The organism is Paenibacillus sp. LjRoot153, from assembly GCF_964253085.1.
Lineage (GTDB): Bacteria > Bacillota > Bacilli > Paenibacillales > NBRC-103111 > Paenibacillus_E.
The window spans coordinates 7,078,917-7,095,698 of record NZ_CAXUQH020000001.1; the positions used below are offsets into that span (position 1 = coordinate 7,078,917).

At 49.3% G+C, this 16,782-nt stretch carries 13 protein-coding genes; 6 read left to right on the top strand and 7 right to left on the bottom strand.

The genetic code is table 11. The annotated features are described in order from the left end of the window. Positions 1–193 precede the first annotated feature (193 nt). The 3 genes from ACSQ8P_RS30625 to gltB form a co-directional block, all read right to left on the bottom strand. On the bottom strand, positions 194–670 hold the full coding sequence (locus ACSQ8P_RS30625) for a hypothetical protein (RefSeq protein WP_436238636.1): 477 nt from the start codon (positions 668–670) through the stop codon (positions 194–196). A gap of 304 nt (positions 671–974) precedes the next feature. Beyond that, entirely contained in the window at positions 975–2,459 is a 1,485-nt protein-coding gene (locus tag ACSQ8P_RS30630; RefSeq protein WP_436238637.1) for a glutamate synthase subunit beta, read from the bottom strand. Between the two features lie 26 nt (positions 2,460–2,485). Then, positions 2,486–7,078 (bottom strand): glutamate synthase large subunit, encoded by a 4,593-nt coding sequence (gene gltB, locus ACSQ8P_RS30635; protein ID WP_436238638.1) that lies wholly within the window; start codon positions 7,076–7,078, stop codon positions 2,486–2,488. 470 nt (positions 7,079–7,548) lie between these two features. On the opposite strand from gltB, the gene ACSQ8P_RS30640 reads away from it, so the two are divergent. Genes ACSQ8P_RS30640 through ACSQ8P_RS30655 form a run of 4 tightly spaced genes read left to right on the top strand, consistent with a single transcriptional unit; the run spans position 7,549 to position 10,869 of the window. After that, positions 7,549–8,526, top strand: coding sequence for an HD domain-containing protein (locus tag ACSQ8P_RS30640; RefSeq protein ID WP_436238639.1), 978 nt, complete (start codon positions 7,549–7,551; stop codon positions 8,524–8,526). 26 nt (positions 8,527–8,552) lie between these two features. Continuing rightward, positions 8,553–9,128, top strand: coding sequence for a thymidine kinase (locus ACSQ8P_RS30645; RefSeq protein WP_436238640.1), 576 nt, complete (start codon positions 8,553–8,555; stop codon positions 9,126–9,128). A 34-nt stretch (positions 9,129–9,162) separates the two neighbouring features. Beyond that, positions 9,163–10,341 (top strand): MGDG synthase family glycosyltransferase, encoded by a 1,179-nt coding sequence (locus tag ACSQ8P_RS30650; protein WP_436238641.1) that lies wholly within the window; start codon positions 9,163–9,165, stop codon positions 10,339–10,341. A 27-nt stretch (positions 10,342–10,368) separates the two neighbouring features. After that, entirely contained in the window at positions 10,369–10,869 is a 501-nt protein-coding gene (locus ACSQ8P_RS30655; RefSeq protein ID WP_436238642.1) for a hypothetical protein, read from the top strand. A 385-nt stretch (positions 10,870–11,254) separates the two neighbouring features. Here the strand turns inward: ACSQ8P_RS30655 and ACSQ8P_RS30660 are convergent, their stop codons facing one another. Then, positions 11,255–12,487 carry a WD40/YVTN/BNR-like repeat-containing protein gene (locus tag ACSQ8P_RS30660; protein WP_436238643.1) on the bottom strand — a complete coding sequence of 411 codons (1,233 nt, stop codon included), beginning with the start codon at positions 12,485–12,487 and terminating at the stop codon, positions 11,255–11,257. Between the two features lie 147 nt (positions 12,488–12,634). Here ACSQ8P_RS30660 and ACSQ8P_RS30665 point away from each other — a divergent pair, with 147 nt between their 5' ends. Further along, a complete protein-coding gene (locus ACSQ8P_RS30665) occupies positions 12,635–13,660 on the top strand; it encodes a M23 family metallopeptidase (RefSeq protein ID WP_436238644.1) in 1,026 nt (341 codons plus the stop codon). Next, complete coding sequence (locus tag ACSQ8P_RS30670) at positions 13,657–14,109, top strand: bactofilin family protein (RefSeq protein WP_436238645.1); 453 nt, start codon at positions 13,657–13,659, stop codon at positions 14,107–14,109. The genes ACSQ8P_RS30665 and ACSQ8P_RS30670 overlap by 4 nt, the downstream gene beginning before the upstream one ends. Positions 14,110–14,184: 75 nt before the next feature. Here ACSQ8P_RS30670 and ACSQ8P_RS30675 read toward each other — a convergent pair whose 3' ends face one another. Genes ACSQ8P_RS30675 through ACSQ8P_RS30685 form a run of 3 tightly spaced genes read right to left on the bottom strand, consistent with a single transcriptional unit; the run spans position 14,185 to position 16,760 of the window. Next, positions 14,185–15,210 carry an ABC transporter substrate-binding protein gene (locus tag ACSQ8P_RS30675; protein ID WP_436238646.1) on the bottom strand — a complete coding sequence of 342 codons (1,026 nt, stop codon included), beginning with the start codon at positions 15,208–15,210 and terminating at the stop codon, positions 14,185–14,187. Between the two features lie 13 nt (positions 15,211–15,223). After that, positions 15,224–15,988 carry an ABC transporter permease gene (locus ACSQ8P_RS30680; RefSeq protein ID WP_436238647.1) on the bottom strand — a complete coding sequence of 255 codons (765 nt, stop codon included), beginning with the start codon at positions 15,986–15,988 and terminating at the stop codon, positions 15,224–15,226. Continuing rightward, positions 15,921–16,760: an ABC transporter ATP-binding protein gene (locus ACSQ8P_RS30685; protein WP_436238648.1), complete on the bottom strand. Its 840-nt coding sequence runs from the start codon at positions 16,758–16,760 to the stop codon at positions 15,921–15,923. Before ACSQ8P_RS30685 ends, ACSQ8P_RS30680 begins: the two co-directional genes overlap by 68 nt. Between the last annotated feature and the right edge of the window lie 22 nt (positions 16,761–16,782).

Genomic DNA, 16,782 nt, shown 5'->3' on the forward strand with positions numbered 1-16,782 from the left:
TAATCCATTTCACCCCATTTGAACAAAAGAGACAGTTTTACCTACATGTTCTACAGTTAAATCGAGTTTTCGAGTAAATACATCGTAAATAGCTGGATGTTTTCCAGTTAATGCAAATTTAAAGAGAATCCGTTCTGACATGTAACAAAGACCGCTCTTCATCTAAGAAGAAGCGGTCTTTGCTGTTAAACGACTATTCGAAGAGCTTCTCGAGAAAACCCTTTTTTCTTTTGCGAATCTTACTATAGCTCTTTACTCTAGAGAATGGTAAGGGCGTATCATCCGCTGACGAATCATGGATAGGCCCCCCGCTGAAGTTGACTTCCTCCGATATAACTGGCGTATGTTGAAGCTCCATCTTATCTTCTTGGTTCACCGCATGCTGATGGACAACAATGGTGTTAACCAGCTGCTCATGCAGTTTGTTCTCAAGCTGGTGCCTGCATAGTCGCAGAAATTGCTCTTGCTGTCTATTCTGGAGTTCAAACTGCTCATGAAGTTGCAATTGGAGTTCTTCTACCTGCTTGGAAAGAAGCAAAACGGTCTTTTGCAACGAATACAGATCCTTCGCCCTGAGTGGCTCGTCCTGCTCACTCTCGTCCGCGAATTCCTCATTCCCTGCTAGTAGTGCCTGCAGCTCCGCTGGTGTTAAGAGTTCTTCCTTCTTCATGTGCTTTCCTCCATCCCGTACATCTTGCGTCCATATTTGGACTACACTTTCTCCTATTGTACATGAGATTTCGGAAATGTTCACGTTTATTAGTCTAATGAGGCAAACCAGCTGGTGTGCTTTCGACAATTGCGGACTAATGGGTATCGTTGGGAGTAATCGGACCCCAGTTAGTCGGAAAAATAGGAACAACCCGATGATATCGACTATTTCGTGCGTGGCGAGGGCTTTGGGAGACGCTCCTGACTAAACAACAAAAAAACTGCTTACAGGTAACGATCTACCTGCAAGCAGTCTAACGACCTTATGGTAAATTTGACGATCCCATCAAGAAGCGGTCCACTTCACGCGCTACGGCACGGCCTTCGTTGATGGCCCATACCACGAGACTTTGCCCGCGACGCATGTCACCAGCAGCGAAAACGCCGTCTACGTTCGTTGCAAACTTCCCGTAATCGGCTTTCGCGTTGGAGCGCTCGTCTTTGGCTACGCCAAGCTGATCTAGTACGGTGCTCTCCGGGCCTGTGAAGCCCATCGCGATCAGGACCAGCTGCGCTGGGTAAACCTTCTCGCTGCCAGGCACTTCAACAGGTACGAACGCGCCCTTCTCGTTCTTCTGCCACTCGATCAAAACCGTGTGCAGTTCCTTCAAGTTGCCGTTCTCATCCCCCACGAATTTCTTCGTGTTGATTAAGTACGTCCGCGGGTCTTCACCCTGAAGCGCAGCCGCCTCTTGCTGACCGTAGTCCACTTTCAACACCTTCGGCCATTCCGGCCAAGGGTTGTTCGCTGGACGTGTCTCAGGTGACTTCGGCATGATCTCAAACTGCGTCACACTCTTACATTTATGACGAATGGAAGTTCCTACGCAGTCGGTTCCCGTGTCACCACCACCGATGACAATGACGTCTTTGCCTTCGGCGGAAATGAATTCACGATCCGCATGCTCGGAATCGAGCAAGCTCTTCGTGTTCTTGCTCAGGAATTCCATCGCCAGATGCACGCCGCCAAGCTCACGACCCTCGATCGGTAGATCGCGGCCTTTCGTAGCTCCGCCGCACAGGACGATCGCATCGAATTCCTCTTGCAGCTTCTCAATAGGATAGTTCACACCGACGTGAGCACCCGTTACGAAGGCGATGCCTTCGGCTTCAAGTAGATCCACACGGCGTTGGACATACTTTTTGTCCAGCTTCATGTTCGGGATACCGTACATCAGCAAGCCGCCAACGCGGTCTGCCCGTTCAAAAACGGTAACCCAGTGCCCAGCTTTGTTCAGCTGCGCTGCTGCAGCAAGTCCAGAAGGACCTGAACCAACAACCGCAACCTTCTTCCCAGTACGCGTTTCCGGCGGTTCAGGCTTGATCCAGCCTTCATCGAAGCCTTTATCGATGATGGCCTTCTCAATGCTTTTGATCGTAACCGGCGTGTCCTTCAAGCCTACTGTACATGAGCCTTCACAAGGCGCCGGACATACACGGCCTGTAAATTCCGGGAAATTATTCGTCTTGTGCAGACGATCTAAGGCTTCGCGCCATTGACCGCGATACACGAGATCATTCCATTCTGGAATGAGATTGTTTACCGGGCAACCAGCGGCCATGCCGCTGATTAATGACCCTGTGTGGCAGAAAGGAATCCCGCAATCCATACAGCGAGAGCCTTGTATCTGTAATTTGTCTTGCGTTAGTGGTGTCGCAAACTCTTTCCAATGGCCGATTCGGACCAGAGGAGAAGCTTCGGATGCCACTTCACGAGCGTGTTCTATAAAACCGGTTGGTTTACCCATTTACGTTTAATCCCTCCTGAGTTTCGTTAATTTCCACCGACACGGGAAACATCTCTCATATTCGCCTCGAAAGCAACCATGACCGCTTCTTGTTGGCTTAGACCGGAGCGTTTCACTTTCTCGATAGCATCAAACATCCGTTTGTAGTCCTTCGGTATAACCTTCACGAACTTCCAAACGTACTCATCCCAGTGCTGAATAACTTGGTGGGCAACGCTGCTATCCGTAAATGTGGCATGATGCTGGATCATCGTTTTCAACTCATTCATCTCATATGTTTCTTCCAGCTGCTCGAGGTAAACCATCTCTTTATTCACTTTGCTTTGGAAGTCACCGTTCATATCCAGTACGTAGGCAATACCGCCTGACATACCCGCTGCGAAGTTACGCCCTGTTGAACCAAGAACAACGACTCGACCACCAGTCATGTACTCGCAGCCATGATCACCTACACCCTCAACGACAGCACGCACACCGCTGTTCCTTACGCAGAAGCGTTCACCAGCGATACCACGGATGTAAGCATCCCCGTCTGTTGCACCGTAAAATGCCGTATTTCCAATAATCACGTTATCTTCTGGTACAAAAGTCGACTTACTTGATGGGAAAATCGCCAGCTTACCGCCGGACAATCCTTTCCCTACATAGTCGTTGGCATCTCCTTCGAGGGAGAGTGTGATCCCCTTCGGAACGAATGCGCCGAAGCTTTGACCCGCAGAGCCTTCAAAGTGAAGACGAATCGTATCGTGCGGCAAGCCATCTACGCCGTGACGACGTGTTACTTCGCTACCCACGATCGTTCCGACAACACGGTTCACGTTCGTAATTGGCAGAATCGCGTGCACGTGCTCTTTGCGCTCAATTGCTGGTTCACAAATATCGAGCAGCTTCGTCATATCCAGGGAGCGATCCAAGCCGTGATCCTGCTGCATTTGGCAGAAGCGACCCACTTCTTCGCCCATATCCGGTTGGTGCAGCAGCGGCGTAAGATCGACGCCTTTGGCTTTCCAATGCTCAACCGCTGGCTTGGACTCCAATATATCAGTACGTCCAACCATCTCTTCGATCGTGCGGAAGCCAAGCTCTGCCATCATCTCACGCACATCGTTAGCGATGAAGGTCATGAAGTTAACAACATGCTGCGGATCACCAGCAAATTTCTTGCGAAGCTCCGGATTTTGCGTAGCAACCCCAACCGGACAAGTGTCCAAGTGGCAGACACGCATCATCACGCAGCCGATGGTAATCAGTGGAGTCGTTGCGAAGCCGAACTCCTCGGCACCGAGCAAGGCAGCTACGACGACGTCGCGCCCTGTCATCAGCTTGCCATCCGTCTCGACGACGATACGGCTGCGCAGGTTGTTCAGCACGAGTGTCTGATGCGTCTCCGCCAGACCGAGCTCCCACGGCAGTCCCGCGTGACGAATACTCGTCTGCGGTGACGCGCCTGTGCCTCCGTCGTAGCCCGAGATGAGGACAACGTCCGCCTTCCCTTTGGCTACACCGGCAGCAATCGTGCCAACACCCACCTCGGATACCAGCTTAACGCTGATTCGTGCCCGTGGGTTCGCATTCTTGAGATCATGGATCAGCTCTGCGAGATCCTCGATCGAATAAATATCATGATGCGGCGGCGGCGAAATCAAGCCTACGCCTGGCGTAACACCGCGAACCTCGGCTACCCAAGGGTATACCTTGGTTCCCGGAAGCTGACCGCCCTCGCCGGGCTTCGCGCCCTGCGCCATCTTGATCTGAATCTCGTCAGCGTTGACGAGATAATGGCTCGTGACGCCGAAGCGACCGGACGCCACCTGCTTGATGGCACTGCGGCGAAGATCGCCGTTCGCATCTGGCGTGAAGCGCTCCGGATGCTCGCCGCCTTCGCCGGTGTTGCTCTTGCCGCCGATACGGTTCATCGCGATCGCGATTGTTTCGTGCGCTTCTTTGGAGATGGAGCCGTAGGACATGGCTCCCGTCTTGAAGCGCTTAAAGATCGATTCGATCGGCTCAACCTCTTCGATCGGAATCGGTGTGCGACCTGCCTTGAAGCTCAGCAGTCCGCGCAAAGCCATATATTTCTCGTCTTCACGTTTGACGAGCTTACTAAAGTTTTTATACATGCCGTAATTGTTGGTGCGAACAGCAGATTGCAAGGCATGCACAGTTTCTGGGGTATAAATGTGATCTTCCCCGTCTCTACGCCATTGCAAGTCGCCGCCTGTATCCAGCACGCGATCGCGTCCCTCTTGCTCAGAGAACGCACGGCTGTGACGCATCAAGGCTTCCTTCGCAACCATTTCGATACCGATACCACCCACAGGCGTATACGTCCAAGTGAAGTAGCTGTCTACAAGCTCTTGGCTCAGACCGATAGCTTCGAAAATTTGCGCCCCGCGATAGCTCTGAATGGTAGAAATACCCATTTTCGCCAACACTTTGACTACACCCTTTGTGACCGCTTTGATGTAGTTATAGATCGCCTTCTCGTGATCAACACCTACTAGCTGCTTACGCTGAATCATGTCATCTAATGTTTCTAACGCCAGATACGGGTTGATCGCGCCTGCGCCATAGCCGAGCAATAAGGCAAAATGGTGCACTTCACGCGGTTCACCAGACTCAACAAGCAAGCTGACCTTCGTACGAGTACCTTGACGAATCAGATGGTGATGTAAGCCCGACGTTGCCAAAAGTGCTGGAATCGGCGCGCTGACACTATCTACACCACGGTCAGACAGAATAAGGAGTGTTGCTCCATCGACAATGGCTTGATCTGCAGCCGTGTACAAGGCTTGCATGGCACTCTCGAGCCCCGCTGTGCCTGCCGATGCTTCGAAAAGCGTTGGCAACGTGACCGTCTTGAAACCATCACGCTGAATATGACGCAGCTTCGCCAACTCATCGTTGGAAAGGAACGGCGATTTCAAACGAATTTGACGGCAGCTCTCTGGCTCTGGCTTAATCAGGTTGCGCTCAGGTCCAATTGTCGTGCCCTGTGCCGTAATAATTTCCTCAAAGTTCGCATCAATTGGCGGGTTCGTTACTTGTGCGAATAATTGTTTAAAATAGTTATAAAGCAGTTGCGGACGATCCGAAAGCACCGCAAGTGGCGCATCCGTACCCATGGAACCGATCGGATCCACACCTGTTTTGCCCATTGGCTCAAGGGTCTTACGCAGTTGTTCGAAGGTATAACCAAACGCTTGCTGACGCTGAAGAATCGTGTCATGGTCAGAGCCAAGTACAATTGGCGCATCTTCCAAATCTTCTAAGGATACAAGATGCTCATTTAACCAATCCCGATACGGCTGCTCACTAGCGATGCCGCTCTTGATTTCTTCGTCAGTCACGATACGGCCTTCTACGGTATCCACAAGCAGCATACGTCCCGGTCTCAGACGGTCTTTGTACAAAATGCGCTCAGGCTCGATATCAAGCACGCCTACTTCAGAAGCAAGCACGATCAAATCGTCGGTCGTTACATAATAACGAGAAGGACGCAAGCCGTTGCGATCGAGAATTGCGCCAATTTGGCTGCCATCTGTGAAGGCAATCGCTGCAGGACCATCCCACGGCTCCATCAAGGTGCTGTGATACTCGTAGAACGCTTTCTTCTCATCATCCATACCTTCATGCTTGGACCAAGGCTCAGGTACCATCATCATAGCCGCATGCGGCAATGAACGGCCTGAAAGCATCAGGAACTCTAGTGTATTATCAAACATTTGGGAATCGGAACCATCGGTATCAATAACAGGAAGAATGCGCCCAAAATCTTCACCAAATAAATCGGAATCGCACATCGCTTGACGCGCGTGCATCCAGTTGACGTTTCCACGAAGCGTATTAATCTCGCCATTATGAATCAAATAGCGATACGGATGCGCACGTTCCCAGCTTGGGAACGTATTTGTACTGAAACGGGAGTGAACTAGCGCTAAGGCAGATTCTACCTTCTCATCTTGCAATTCCACGTAATATGCATCCACTTGCTCAGGTGTTAACATCCCTTTATATACAATCGTCCTGCTAGACAAGCTAGAATAGTAAAATTGCGATCCCGGATGGGATAGTTTGATAGCGTTTTCAGATAGTTTACGAATAATATATAGCTTGCGCTCAAAATCGAGATTCGTCGGAGTATCTGCGCTTTGGCCAATAAACACCTGACGAACATACGGTTCAGCGGATATTGCAGAAGCTCCCAACGAACTGTTATTTGTTGGAACGGTTCTCCATCCAAGAAACTGTTGTCCTTCTTGTTTGACTATTCGCTCAATGGTACTTTCACAAGCTTGACGAGCCTCTAATTCTTGTGGCAAATACACCATACCTACACCATAGGTGCCCGCTGTTGGAAGTTTGATGTTCTCTTGTTCACAGGCAGATTGAAAATACGTGTCTGGAATTTGCATCAAAATGCCTGCGCCATCTCCCGTATTCGGGTCACTGCCTTGACCACCGCGATGATCTAAATTGCAAAGTACTCGAAGCGCTTGCTTGACGATGGCATGAGATTTGACACCCTTGATATTGGCAACAAAGCCTATACCGCAAGCATCATGCTCATTCCTCGGATCGTACAATCCCTGTTTGGGAGGTAATCCATTAATAGTCATGTTGTGCAACCTTTCTTCCCTCGTTTTTCGCTGGACTTTGTTAGAATATAAGAACGTATAGGTTTCACCTTATACAATGCTTATATTTCTTGATAAACGCGCCCGTCTAATTTGGACGGCGCAGCCGTTTATTTTGGACGCATGCTTTAAAGTGCTAAAAAGTAAAAATTCAATGCTCCATATTTCGACCACATCCGCAATAAGTAGAGGAAATATTCTCAATATTTTTTATATTATATTAACACTTGATTTCCTATAGTTCAATTTAAAAATATTTAAATTGAAAAGGTTTTCATTTTAATAGAATCGCCAGCAGAATCATATTGTAAAGGCACGATAAATTATCTCATTTCCTATATAAATACGACAGGCTGTGCATGTGATAGCAAACTTTCTATGTTTCATGCTATGATAGCTAATACCGCTGCAAGAACATACATCCAGATCCCACATCTTAGGAGGAGCTCTGTTTGAGTATACAGCATACTTTTGGGGACGGCATGATTAGGGAGCCTCTTTATCAATGGCAGCTAGAAGCCCATCCGGTTGAAATTGAGCTTTTCCGCTCAAAGCCGGTACGCCGCCTGAAGTTTTTACATCATTTCGGAGCATCGGCTCTATTTTCACCACTTACACATTCACGATTCGAACATACGGTTGGCGTTTGGTCACTCATGGCTCACTTTTGCCCAGAAGAACCACTTCTGCGCATTGCGGCATTACTCCATGATATCGGGCACCTGCCCTTCTCCCATGCGGTTGAGCGGACACTTGGGTATAATCACCACCGTCAGACCGAACAGTTAATCGGGCAAGGCGTCATCGCCGATATTTTGATCAAGCACGGCATTTCGCCGCGGGCAATTATTGATCTTTTGAAACAAGAAACACCGCTAACGAACAAATCTACGGTTATTGGACTCGATCACTTGGATAGCTTCCTGCGCGACACTTACTATGCTGGTCGTCAGACGCTGCAACCTTCGGAATTAGTAAAAGGACTTCGCTTGCGCGGACCCTACATAGAAGCGAATGAGGCTTCAGCCGCGGCGCTTATTGATGCGATTGTTGAAGAGCACCGTCTCATCCTGCACCCGCAGTTTCTAGCTATGGACGCGCTGCTAGCGAAAGCAACAGCACATCATTGCGAAGCACACCCAGGAATGAAGGATCGAATTCCCGCACTCATGGATCATGAATTGATTCAGGAACTGCTGCAGAGTAACAACGATACGGCTCGAGAAACGATTCATGTGCTCATGTATGAGCCACACCGAATTCAAATTACACAAGAGCCCGTACCTGGCAGTATCGAGGTCAAGATCGGTAAGGTTTACAAAAAGCAACCGCTAATTGGCGAAAAACTCGCCTCAGAAGTTAGCTTCCAAGCCGCAGTGAAGCTGGCTGAACTGGATAGCATGGCCGCAACTTATTTTTTCACCATATAAACATCTGCAGAAGGGACTGTCCCAGCTTGGCAAAATTGTACTTTCGTTATGGCACGATGAATAGCGGTAAATCGATTGAAGTCTTACGCGTTGCTCATAATTATGAGGAACAGGGCAAAAAGGTGCTTCTCCTCACTTCCGTTGTGGATGATCGCTTCGGTGTTGGTAAGGTCGCTTCCCGCATCGGTATGCAAAAAGGAGCAATCGTCGTAGACGAACATTTGGATATGGTCGCTTTAGCGCAGACCGAGCGTCCGAATTGCATTTTGGTCGACGAGGCTCAGTTCTTGAACAAAGCCCAAGTCTCTCAGTTGATTGAAGTCGTTGATGAGCTGGATATTCCCGTTATCGCTTATGGGCTTCGCGCTGATTTCATGGGACAATTATTTGAAGGCAGCAATGCGCTTTTGGCTGTGGCTGATACGATCGAGGAAATTAAAACCGTTTGTTGGTATTGTGATAAAAAGGCCATCATGAATATGCGCTGCAAAGACGGCGTTCCTATCTTCCATGGCGAGCAGATCCAGATTGGCGGGAATGAAAGCTACGTTCCTGTATGTCGCAAATGCTATGCATCAAAGAAGAAAATAGATCACATCTAGCTGGATATGGGATTTACAAAGAAAGGTGAGTTCCTTGCGTAAAAAACGGATTTTGCTATTATCTGAGGGCTTCGGGAAAGGACATACACAAGCTGCTCATGCGCTGTCTGGCGAGCTTCGGCAATCTTCATCAGACATGATTACACGCGTGATTGAGCTTGGCGCTTTTTTGCATCCTACCTTAGCACCTTGGGTCTTCTCGGCATACCGCCGCACGGTGACTTCTCAACCTAGACTCTATGGTATGCTGTATCGAAACCACTATGACAAAAGGCCGAGCCGCGTAGCGAGTCTCGTGCTGCATCGTATCTTTTACTCGCAGACGAAAGCGGTTATTAAGCAGTTAAAGCCGGATATGATCGTCTGCACGCATCCTTTTCCAAGTATCATTGTCTCTAGGTTGAAACGCGCGGGACTGAATGTACCTCTCTTCACCGTGATCACCGATTATGATGTTCATGGGACGTGGATAGACTCAGCGGTAGACAAATATTTGGTATCCACTCCCCTTGTTAGAGAGCGTCTCATGGACTGCGGCGTTCAGGACAAGCGTATTGAGGTGACAGGGATTCCTGTTCACCCCAATTTCCGCAAAGCGCATAGCAAGGAGCAGATTCGGCAGGAATTCGGACTCAAAGCCATGCCTACGGTCATGGTTATGGGCGGCGGTTGGGGTGTTTTTAAGAAAGAAGAAAAAGAAGAAATGCTGACTTATTTAGCTAGCTGGAGCAAAGATATTCAGCTGCTAATCTGTCTAGGCACTAATGAGAAAGCACGCCTTCAGCTGCTGGAGGAAGATGCCTTCCGTCAGCCGAATGTCCATCTCATTGGCTATACCACCGAGATTAGCAAGCTGATGGATATCTCCGATCTGCTCGTTACGAAGCCAGGTGGGATGACCTGTACCGAGGCAATGGCCAAAGGTATCCCCATGCTGTTCTATAGCCCGATTCCCGGACAGGAAGAAAAAAACTGCACTTATTTTCAGGAAAATGGCTACGGACAGCGCATCACATCCGTCGCGATGATTGACCACTGGTTTAAGCTGCTGCTCGAGCAATATCCCGAGCTTGCTAAACGGAGAACAGACATCCGTGAAGGCTACAATGAGGAAGAACGAAGCTGTGCAACAGCGATCATTGAATACCTTGAGCAGTCGGATAAGCGTTCCTATATTCAGGCATCATCAAAAACACCGCTCATACAATGGTAGTATCCATTGTGAGGGCGGTGTTTTGCTATGAATCCCATTCACCGATTCGGCAAGCAGGCTATTTTTGCTTATTTAGTGATCTGGTTTGTCGGCAGCCTATGGATGATGGCTGTGCTTGGAAGCGCATCTTTCGAACGCAAGATAATGGGCATTGATTTCGCTATCTATCATGAATATGCCATCTTTGGCTTCGCAGGGTCACTGGGTGGTGCTTTATATGGTTTGCGCATGTTCCACGAGCATTATCAAGAGCTGACCACTCAATGGATCTACTGGTACCTTATGCGGCCTGTGCTTTGCTTCGGCTCTGCGATCATCACAATTATTCTATTTGAGAGCGGCATTATGCTGTTGCAAGTGGACGACTCGATGTCGGCACGTATCAGCATTGCCTTTCTGACGGGTTACGGATATGGGAAGTTCATGGAGAAGCTGCGTGATCTTACCGCGACATTCTTTAACGGGAAGAATACGAATGGAACGAACGGGAATGGGAATGGAAACGGGAGTGATACGCCTACGAAATGATTAGGTTGGTGGTGGGGTAGTTTGTGACACCCGAATAACTGGAAAACCTCCAGTTATTTACTACTGAATTCACATCAAATTGGTTTTAGATGTAAATAATACAGCAAATTTCATCAAAATGTAGCATTTCAACAACTATCGGCTTATTTAACTGCAGGAAATCCATCTAATCACTGAAAACACGAAAATTCGGCTGAAATAGATGGAGGAAATCCATTTAATCTGCTGCGGTGACGAGCTTGTGTTGGAGTCTGCTGCGGGGTGCGATAGGTGTAGCGATAGCTGAGTGTGCTGCGGAGGGCAATGTGGGGTGCGAGTAGCTATGTGTCCAGAAAACAAACAAAGAGGCCACCGCGCGAAAAAAGCCGCGGTGGCCTCTTTTGTATCAAGGTGAATCGAACGTATGCACCTTATTCCAGTTCACACCACCGCTTCGGGTGGTGTACATGACGCTCGGCTGCTCATTATCATTCGTGATGAGCCAGCCGCTATTCGCGTCTGCCATGCCAAGCAGCAGCTCGCCATACCCTGTGAACGACTCTGTACCGTTCACCCAGGTTTTGCCGCCGTCCTTCGTCCAACCGACGGAGTTCGGCTTGTCGCACGCCGGGCAGCTGCCGCCCATAAACGCTACGTCGGTGTTCACGACGTAGAGAGGGCCGGGCTTCGAGCCCGTGTTCTTCGGCCCCGTCGTATCCCCCATAGGGAATCCAGGGGCCGGACCACCGCCTGCTGTGCTGTTCACCAGCACGGTTTGCCAGGTCTTCCCGCCGTCTCTCGTGTGAAACAGCGAATACGAGGTTTGTGTCATCCCCGATTCCCCAATCAGCTCAATCCACGCGTCATCCACGCCAACAGAGCGAATAACGTTGCCTGTCAATGTCGCCACGGTTTTGCGTGACATGACGGGTTTCCAATTTTGTCCCCCATCCTGCGTCCTCAAGACCTCGATCGTATCTCCCACTTGCCTAACCGCCCAGCCGTTCTTGCGATCATGAAAATAAGCGTCCCCTTGCATGCCTGTCGGAACAGGCAGCTTTACCCATTTGACACCACCATCCACAGTCTGGGCATTACCACTGAAGGCTTCCTGTTTCGATACGAAGTGGAGGAACGCTTGATTGGGGACGGTTCCTACTGTTGACCAATGGGCCCCGCCATCCTTCGTACTTAACAGCTTCCCTGTACCTTCTTCAGTTGCCCAGGCATCCTGATCATTCAAGGCAAATAGCTGACCGACTTCACTAATTCCCGTGTATTGCACCTTCCACTTCCCACCACCGTCATCGGTATGAGCGATCCACCCTTTACCGCCAATCCAGCCCTTTTGCGCATCCGCGAGCCTTAGCGCAGTTATCCCTTTCATAAGAGGCGTTGATTCCTCGCTGCCTTTGGTCGGCACGGTTGTCGGATCCGGTCCAGGTGTCGCAGGGGTTGTTGTTGGCTCCGATGTAGCCACTGCACTCGATATCGGTGATTCTGAAACCGTCACATTTCCACTCGTCTGTCCGGTAGATTTACATCCTGTTAAGGCGAGACTTGTTATTGCCAACAGCAGCAGCGTTCTTTTTAACATCATCCGTGCTCCCTTCACTTTCTTGTGTAGTTGATATTTCATAGACGTTACCTAGGAGGGAAAAGTTGAACTACATCCTTACCATCTTCCCCCATTTCCGAGAAATTAGGCATGACTCACCCCACAGAGGAATACAATCGTAAACAAGAAGGGGGACATTGTTAGGTTACGGAAAGGGAGGAGGATCTGTTGAAATTCATTTGGGGCAAAAAGGAACTCACCTTCATGATCATTCCGGGTGCCAACCGCCGTACGGTAAGATTCAAGCTTCCACACAGCTCTTTGTATATTGTGCCTAGTGTGATCCTACTTGTGCTGATCGGGTTTTTCTTGACGATTTATATCATGAATACCCAATCTCATCAAACTCAAAACAACATGCAGCAAGCTTTCGATGGACAAGAACGTCAGTTAGTTGATCAAATTACACATAAAACGAGTGAGCTTGAGCAGCTGCAAATCGATTTGATTGACCTCGCTCAGCAGGCCGATGAATTTAAGGTAAAGCTTGAAGAAATTAAGAAATTAGATCATGTCTTAGAACTTATGAGTCAACCAGAAACTGTGAACGGGACAAGCAAAAAAGTAGCAAGCACTTCGAGTCCCTCCAGTGGTACGCCTGTACATGGATCTAACCTTGATGTTGGCGGCAGCGATCTCCCGGTAACTACACAAGACATATCATCCCTCGTGAGCAATACGAAGCAAGGGCTTTTTTCATTAGTCGGCGATATTCATGCACTGCTCGAACATTTGAGTCAGTCTGAAGCCAAAATTAAAGAAGCTGAGCACTTACGCAGTATTACGCCTACGCTTTGGCCTATCGCCTCACACAGTATTACTTCTGGATTCGGTATCCGCATAGATCCTTTCACTTCAAGGCCCTCTATGCATACTGGGTATGATATTGATGGTGAATACAATGATCCAGTCTATGTAACTGCCGCAGGTAAAGTCATTGCAGTGGGCTTTGATGGCGAGCTTGGCAACTATATCATCGTTGATCACGGCAGAGGTATTGAGACGGAGTATATGCATTTGAATAAAATATTGGTAAAACGCGGAGAATCTGTAACAAAAGGTCAGCATATCGGTCTCGTTGGTTCTACTGGACGCAGCACGGGCTCCCATCTTCATTATGAAGTTCATAAAAACGGTATCCAGATTGACCCTAAACCTTATCTCATTTCAGATCGAAAGGATGAACGCAAATGATTGGAAGCTCGAAATTGAAACGAATCGATACAAAAACAACAGACACCCTGATTGGAGCCAGTACGATCTGTGAAGGCAAAATCATGTCCGAAGCCAGCCTTCGCATTGAGGGTCAAATGAACGGTGACATTGAATGTGCCGGTGACATCACGATTGGTGAGAACGCTGTCGTACAATCCAATATCCATGCGCGTGATGTCATTGTGGCCGGTAAAGTAAAAGGTAATGTTTATACGAAGGGCAAGTTGATTGTGACAAGCTCTGGCGTCTTGATTGGAAATATTGATGTGCGGTCCGTCATTATTGAGGAGGGCGGCATCTTCCAGGGAAGTAGTGCGATGAATGCGGCTGCGGTGCAAAATGAGAAAATCGGAGGCGCCAAGGTGATCGATGCCAAGGCGCATAAGCAGCAAAAAAATGAGCAACAAGCTGCTTCTGGTGGAAATTAGAGCAGCATTATATACAAAGAGCTCGTCTTCATCCGCATACGGCGGGTGCGACGAGCTCTTCTCATTTCCCTGCTCTTATTTCCCAGCTTTCACTTCGGCCAACATGGAGAGGTCCACAAATCGGCTAAGATCCAGCGCCTCTGGCTTAATGCCTTTGATGTATCTAGCGCCGATGGATACTTTCACCATCTCTTCCATCACTTTGACATCGACGTCAGTTGTCAGCTTGAGGCGGCTCAGCGAGGCTTTAATCAAGCTTTTGTCCATGCCCTTCCCGCTGTATTGTTTCAACTGATTGTTAATCAGATCGTAGGCTTGGTCAGGGCTGCTTTGAATGAACGCAATGCCGTCCAGATTAGCCTTGATCGCACCCTTCACGATGTCACGATGCTTGGCGATAAACGCGTCACTCGCAACCATAATAACAGTTGGATAGTCGCCGTTGTTGGGCGGAATAGCCTGCCAATCGGCAACGACTTTACCGAGCCCGGCCTTCTCAATCTGAGTTCCCCATGGTTCTGGGACTAAGGCGGCATCGATTTCTTTTTGACGGAAAGAGATCAGGGTATCCGCTGGTGAACGGACGATGAGATGTGCGTTATCCTTGCCTCTGCCTAGCGAAATGCCTGCTTGCTGAAGCAGCAAACGCAGTGAAATTTCATTCGTATTCCCTTTGGCTGGGATTGCGATGGTTTTATCTCGCAAGTCTGCGGTCGACTGGATGCCTGCGTCCGATCTCGCTACCAGCACGGCACCGCCGTTGTTGGATCCGGAGACTACGCGAAAATTGCCGCTTTTCAGAAAAAAGGTGGTCGCAGGTCCTGGACCTACGAATCCTACATCGATGTCACCCGTCGCCATCGCAATCGATAGATCGGAACCGTTATCGAAGGGCGTCACTTCGATCTTCACTTCGTCGCCCCATTCGCGGGCAAAGTAGCCTTTTTCCAGCGCGATGTAGGCAGCGGCGTGGGTCACATTTTTGAACACACCGACTCGAACGACTTGTGGCTTGCCGGTTGCTGTCAGCTTTTCCTCGCAGGCGCTCAAGAGTGTCATAGCGAAGAGTAACAGCAGAAGTACTTTAATGCGCCTTGTCATCACGCCCACTCCCCTACGACTTGGAGCCAGCGAGGCCGTAGCGCTCTAGCACTTTATCTTCTAGTTTTTTGAAGCAGAAATGGTCTGAAACCGTGCCTAGCACAGCGATAATAATGACGATACAGAGCATGAGCGAGGTGTCACCGAGATTCCGTCCATCCTGCAAAAGCTGACCTAACCCCGCGCCTTTCGCAATCAGCTCACCCGCAACAAGTGCCCGCCAAGCGAATGCCCATGCTGTACGTACCCCGTTGATCAGATGAGGGAAAGCAGCCGGAATCATCACCTGGAGAAACAGGTTGAAGCCATTCCCCGTCCCCATCGTCTGAGCGGCGCGCAAGTAAATCGGCGGGATATTCTTGATCCCTGTACGGCTTGCCAAAGCCATCGTCCAAGTTGCCCCGAGAGTGGTGATGAAAATAACGGAGGTTTCGTTCAATCCGAACCAAATAATAGCAAAAGGCAACCAAGCAATACTCGGAATTGTCTGCAAAGAAACGACTAGGAAACCTAACGTATCATCGAGCAAACGATATCTAGCAAATAAAAAGCCTAACGTCGTCCCTATCGCGAGCGACAAAGCAAAGGAAATGAGCAGCCGCAGCATACTCGCTCCAGCAGCTTGCAGCAGTTCCCCATGCACGATGCCGTCATAGAAAGCTTGCAAAGTCTGGGAAACTGAAGGAAATTTCCATCCCCAGTCGAAAATCCTATATCCCGCCTCCCAAGCTATCAGAAGCAGTACCAGAAAAATCGTTCTTCTTAATGCTGTACTCATCGCCAGTCTCCTCTCTCACAACTTTCTCCAGCTCATCCGCCAGTGCGTCCATAATCAACGCCTCCATATGATGGAGCACGGAATCGCTGCTATCGCGAGGTCTCGCTGCTTTGACAGCGAACTCCTTCTTGATCGTGCCGGGACGTGTAGACATCACCAGAACCCGATCCGACAGGATGACCGCTTCGCGAATGTTGTGGGTAATGAAGAGAATCGTTTTGCGCGTACGCATCCAAATTTCTTCCAATTCTTTATGCAAAATAAGGCGTGTTTGCTCGTCTAATGCCGCGAAAGGCTCGTCCATCAACAAAATTTCCGGATCCATCGCGAGCGCTCTTGCAATCGCTGCCCGCTGCTTCATCCCGCCTGAAAGCTCATGCGGATAGCGATCCGCGAAGCGGCTTAGATGCACAGATTTGATCTGCTCCATCGCCATCTCGTGTCGTTCTTTCTTCGCGATTCCCTTCTGCTTGAGGCCGAAGGCGACATTGTCTAGAACCGTCAGCCATGGGAACAGACCATGCTCTTGAAAAACAACGACGCGATCCGCACCAGCGCCTGTTACCTTTTTCCCATTAACCTGAATGACGCCTTCAGATTGTGTATCAAAACCCGCTACAAGGTTAAGAACCGTCGATTTCCCACAGCCTGAAGGACCTAGCAGCGATACGAACTCCCCTTTTTTTATCGTCAATGTGATGTCATCCAACGCCTTATAGCTACCGCCGATGCGCTGAACGAACGTCTTGCTGACTCCCTTAATCTCGATCAAGCTCTCTCATCCCCTACGTTGT

Excerpts from the sequence above, each read along its gene's own strand:
- gltB (WP_436238638.1), bottom strand. The coding sequence starts at position 7,078 with ATGACTATTAATGGATTACCTCCCAAACAGGGATTGTACGATCCGAGG.
- ACSQ8P_RS30680 (WP_436238647.1), bottom strand. The coding sequence starts at position 15,988 with ATGAGTACAGCATTAAGAAGAACGATTTTTCTGGTACTGCTTCTGATA.
- ACSQ8P_RS30670 (WP_436238645.1), top strand. The coding sequence starts at position 13,657 with ATGATTGGAAGCTCGAAATTGAAACGAATCGATACAAAAACAACAGAC.
- ACSQ8P_RS30625 (WP_436238636.1), bottom strand. The coding sequence starts at position 670 with ATGAAGAAGGAAGAACTCTTAACACCAGCGGAGCTGCAGGCACTACTA.
- ACSQ8P_RS30675 (WP_436238646.1), bottom strand. The coding sequence starts at position 15,210 with ATGACAAGGCGCATTAAAGTACTTCTGCTGTTACTCTTCGCTATGACA.
- ACSQ8P_RS30655 (WP_436238642.1), top strand. The coding sequence starts at position 10,369 with ATGAATCCCATTCACCGATTCGGCAAGCAGGCTATTTTTGCTTATTTA.
- ACSQ8P_RS30660 (WP_436238643.1), bottom strand. The coding sequence starts at position 12,487 with ATGAAATATCAACTACACAAGAAAGTGAAGGGAGCACGGATGATGTTA.
- ACSQ8P_RS30630 (WP_436238637.1), bottom strand. The coding sequence starts at position 2,459 with ATGGGTAAACCAACCGGTTTTATAGAACACGCTCGTGAAGTGGCATCC.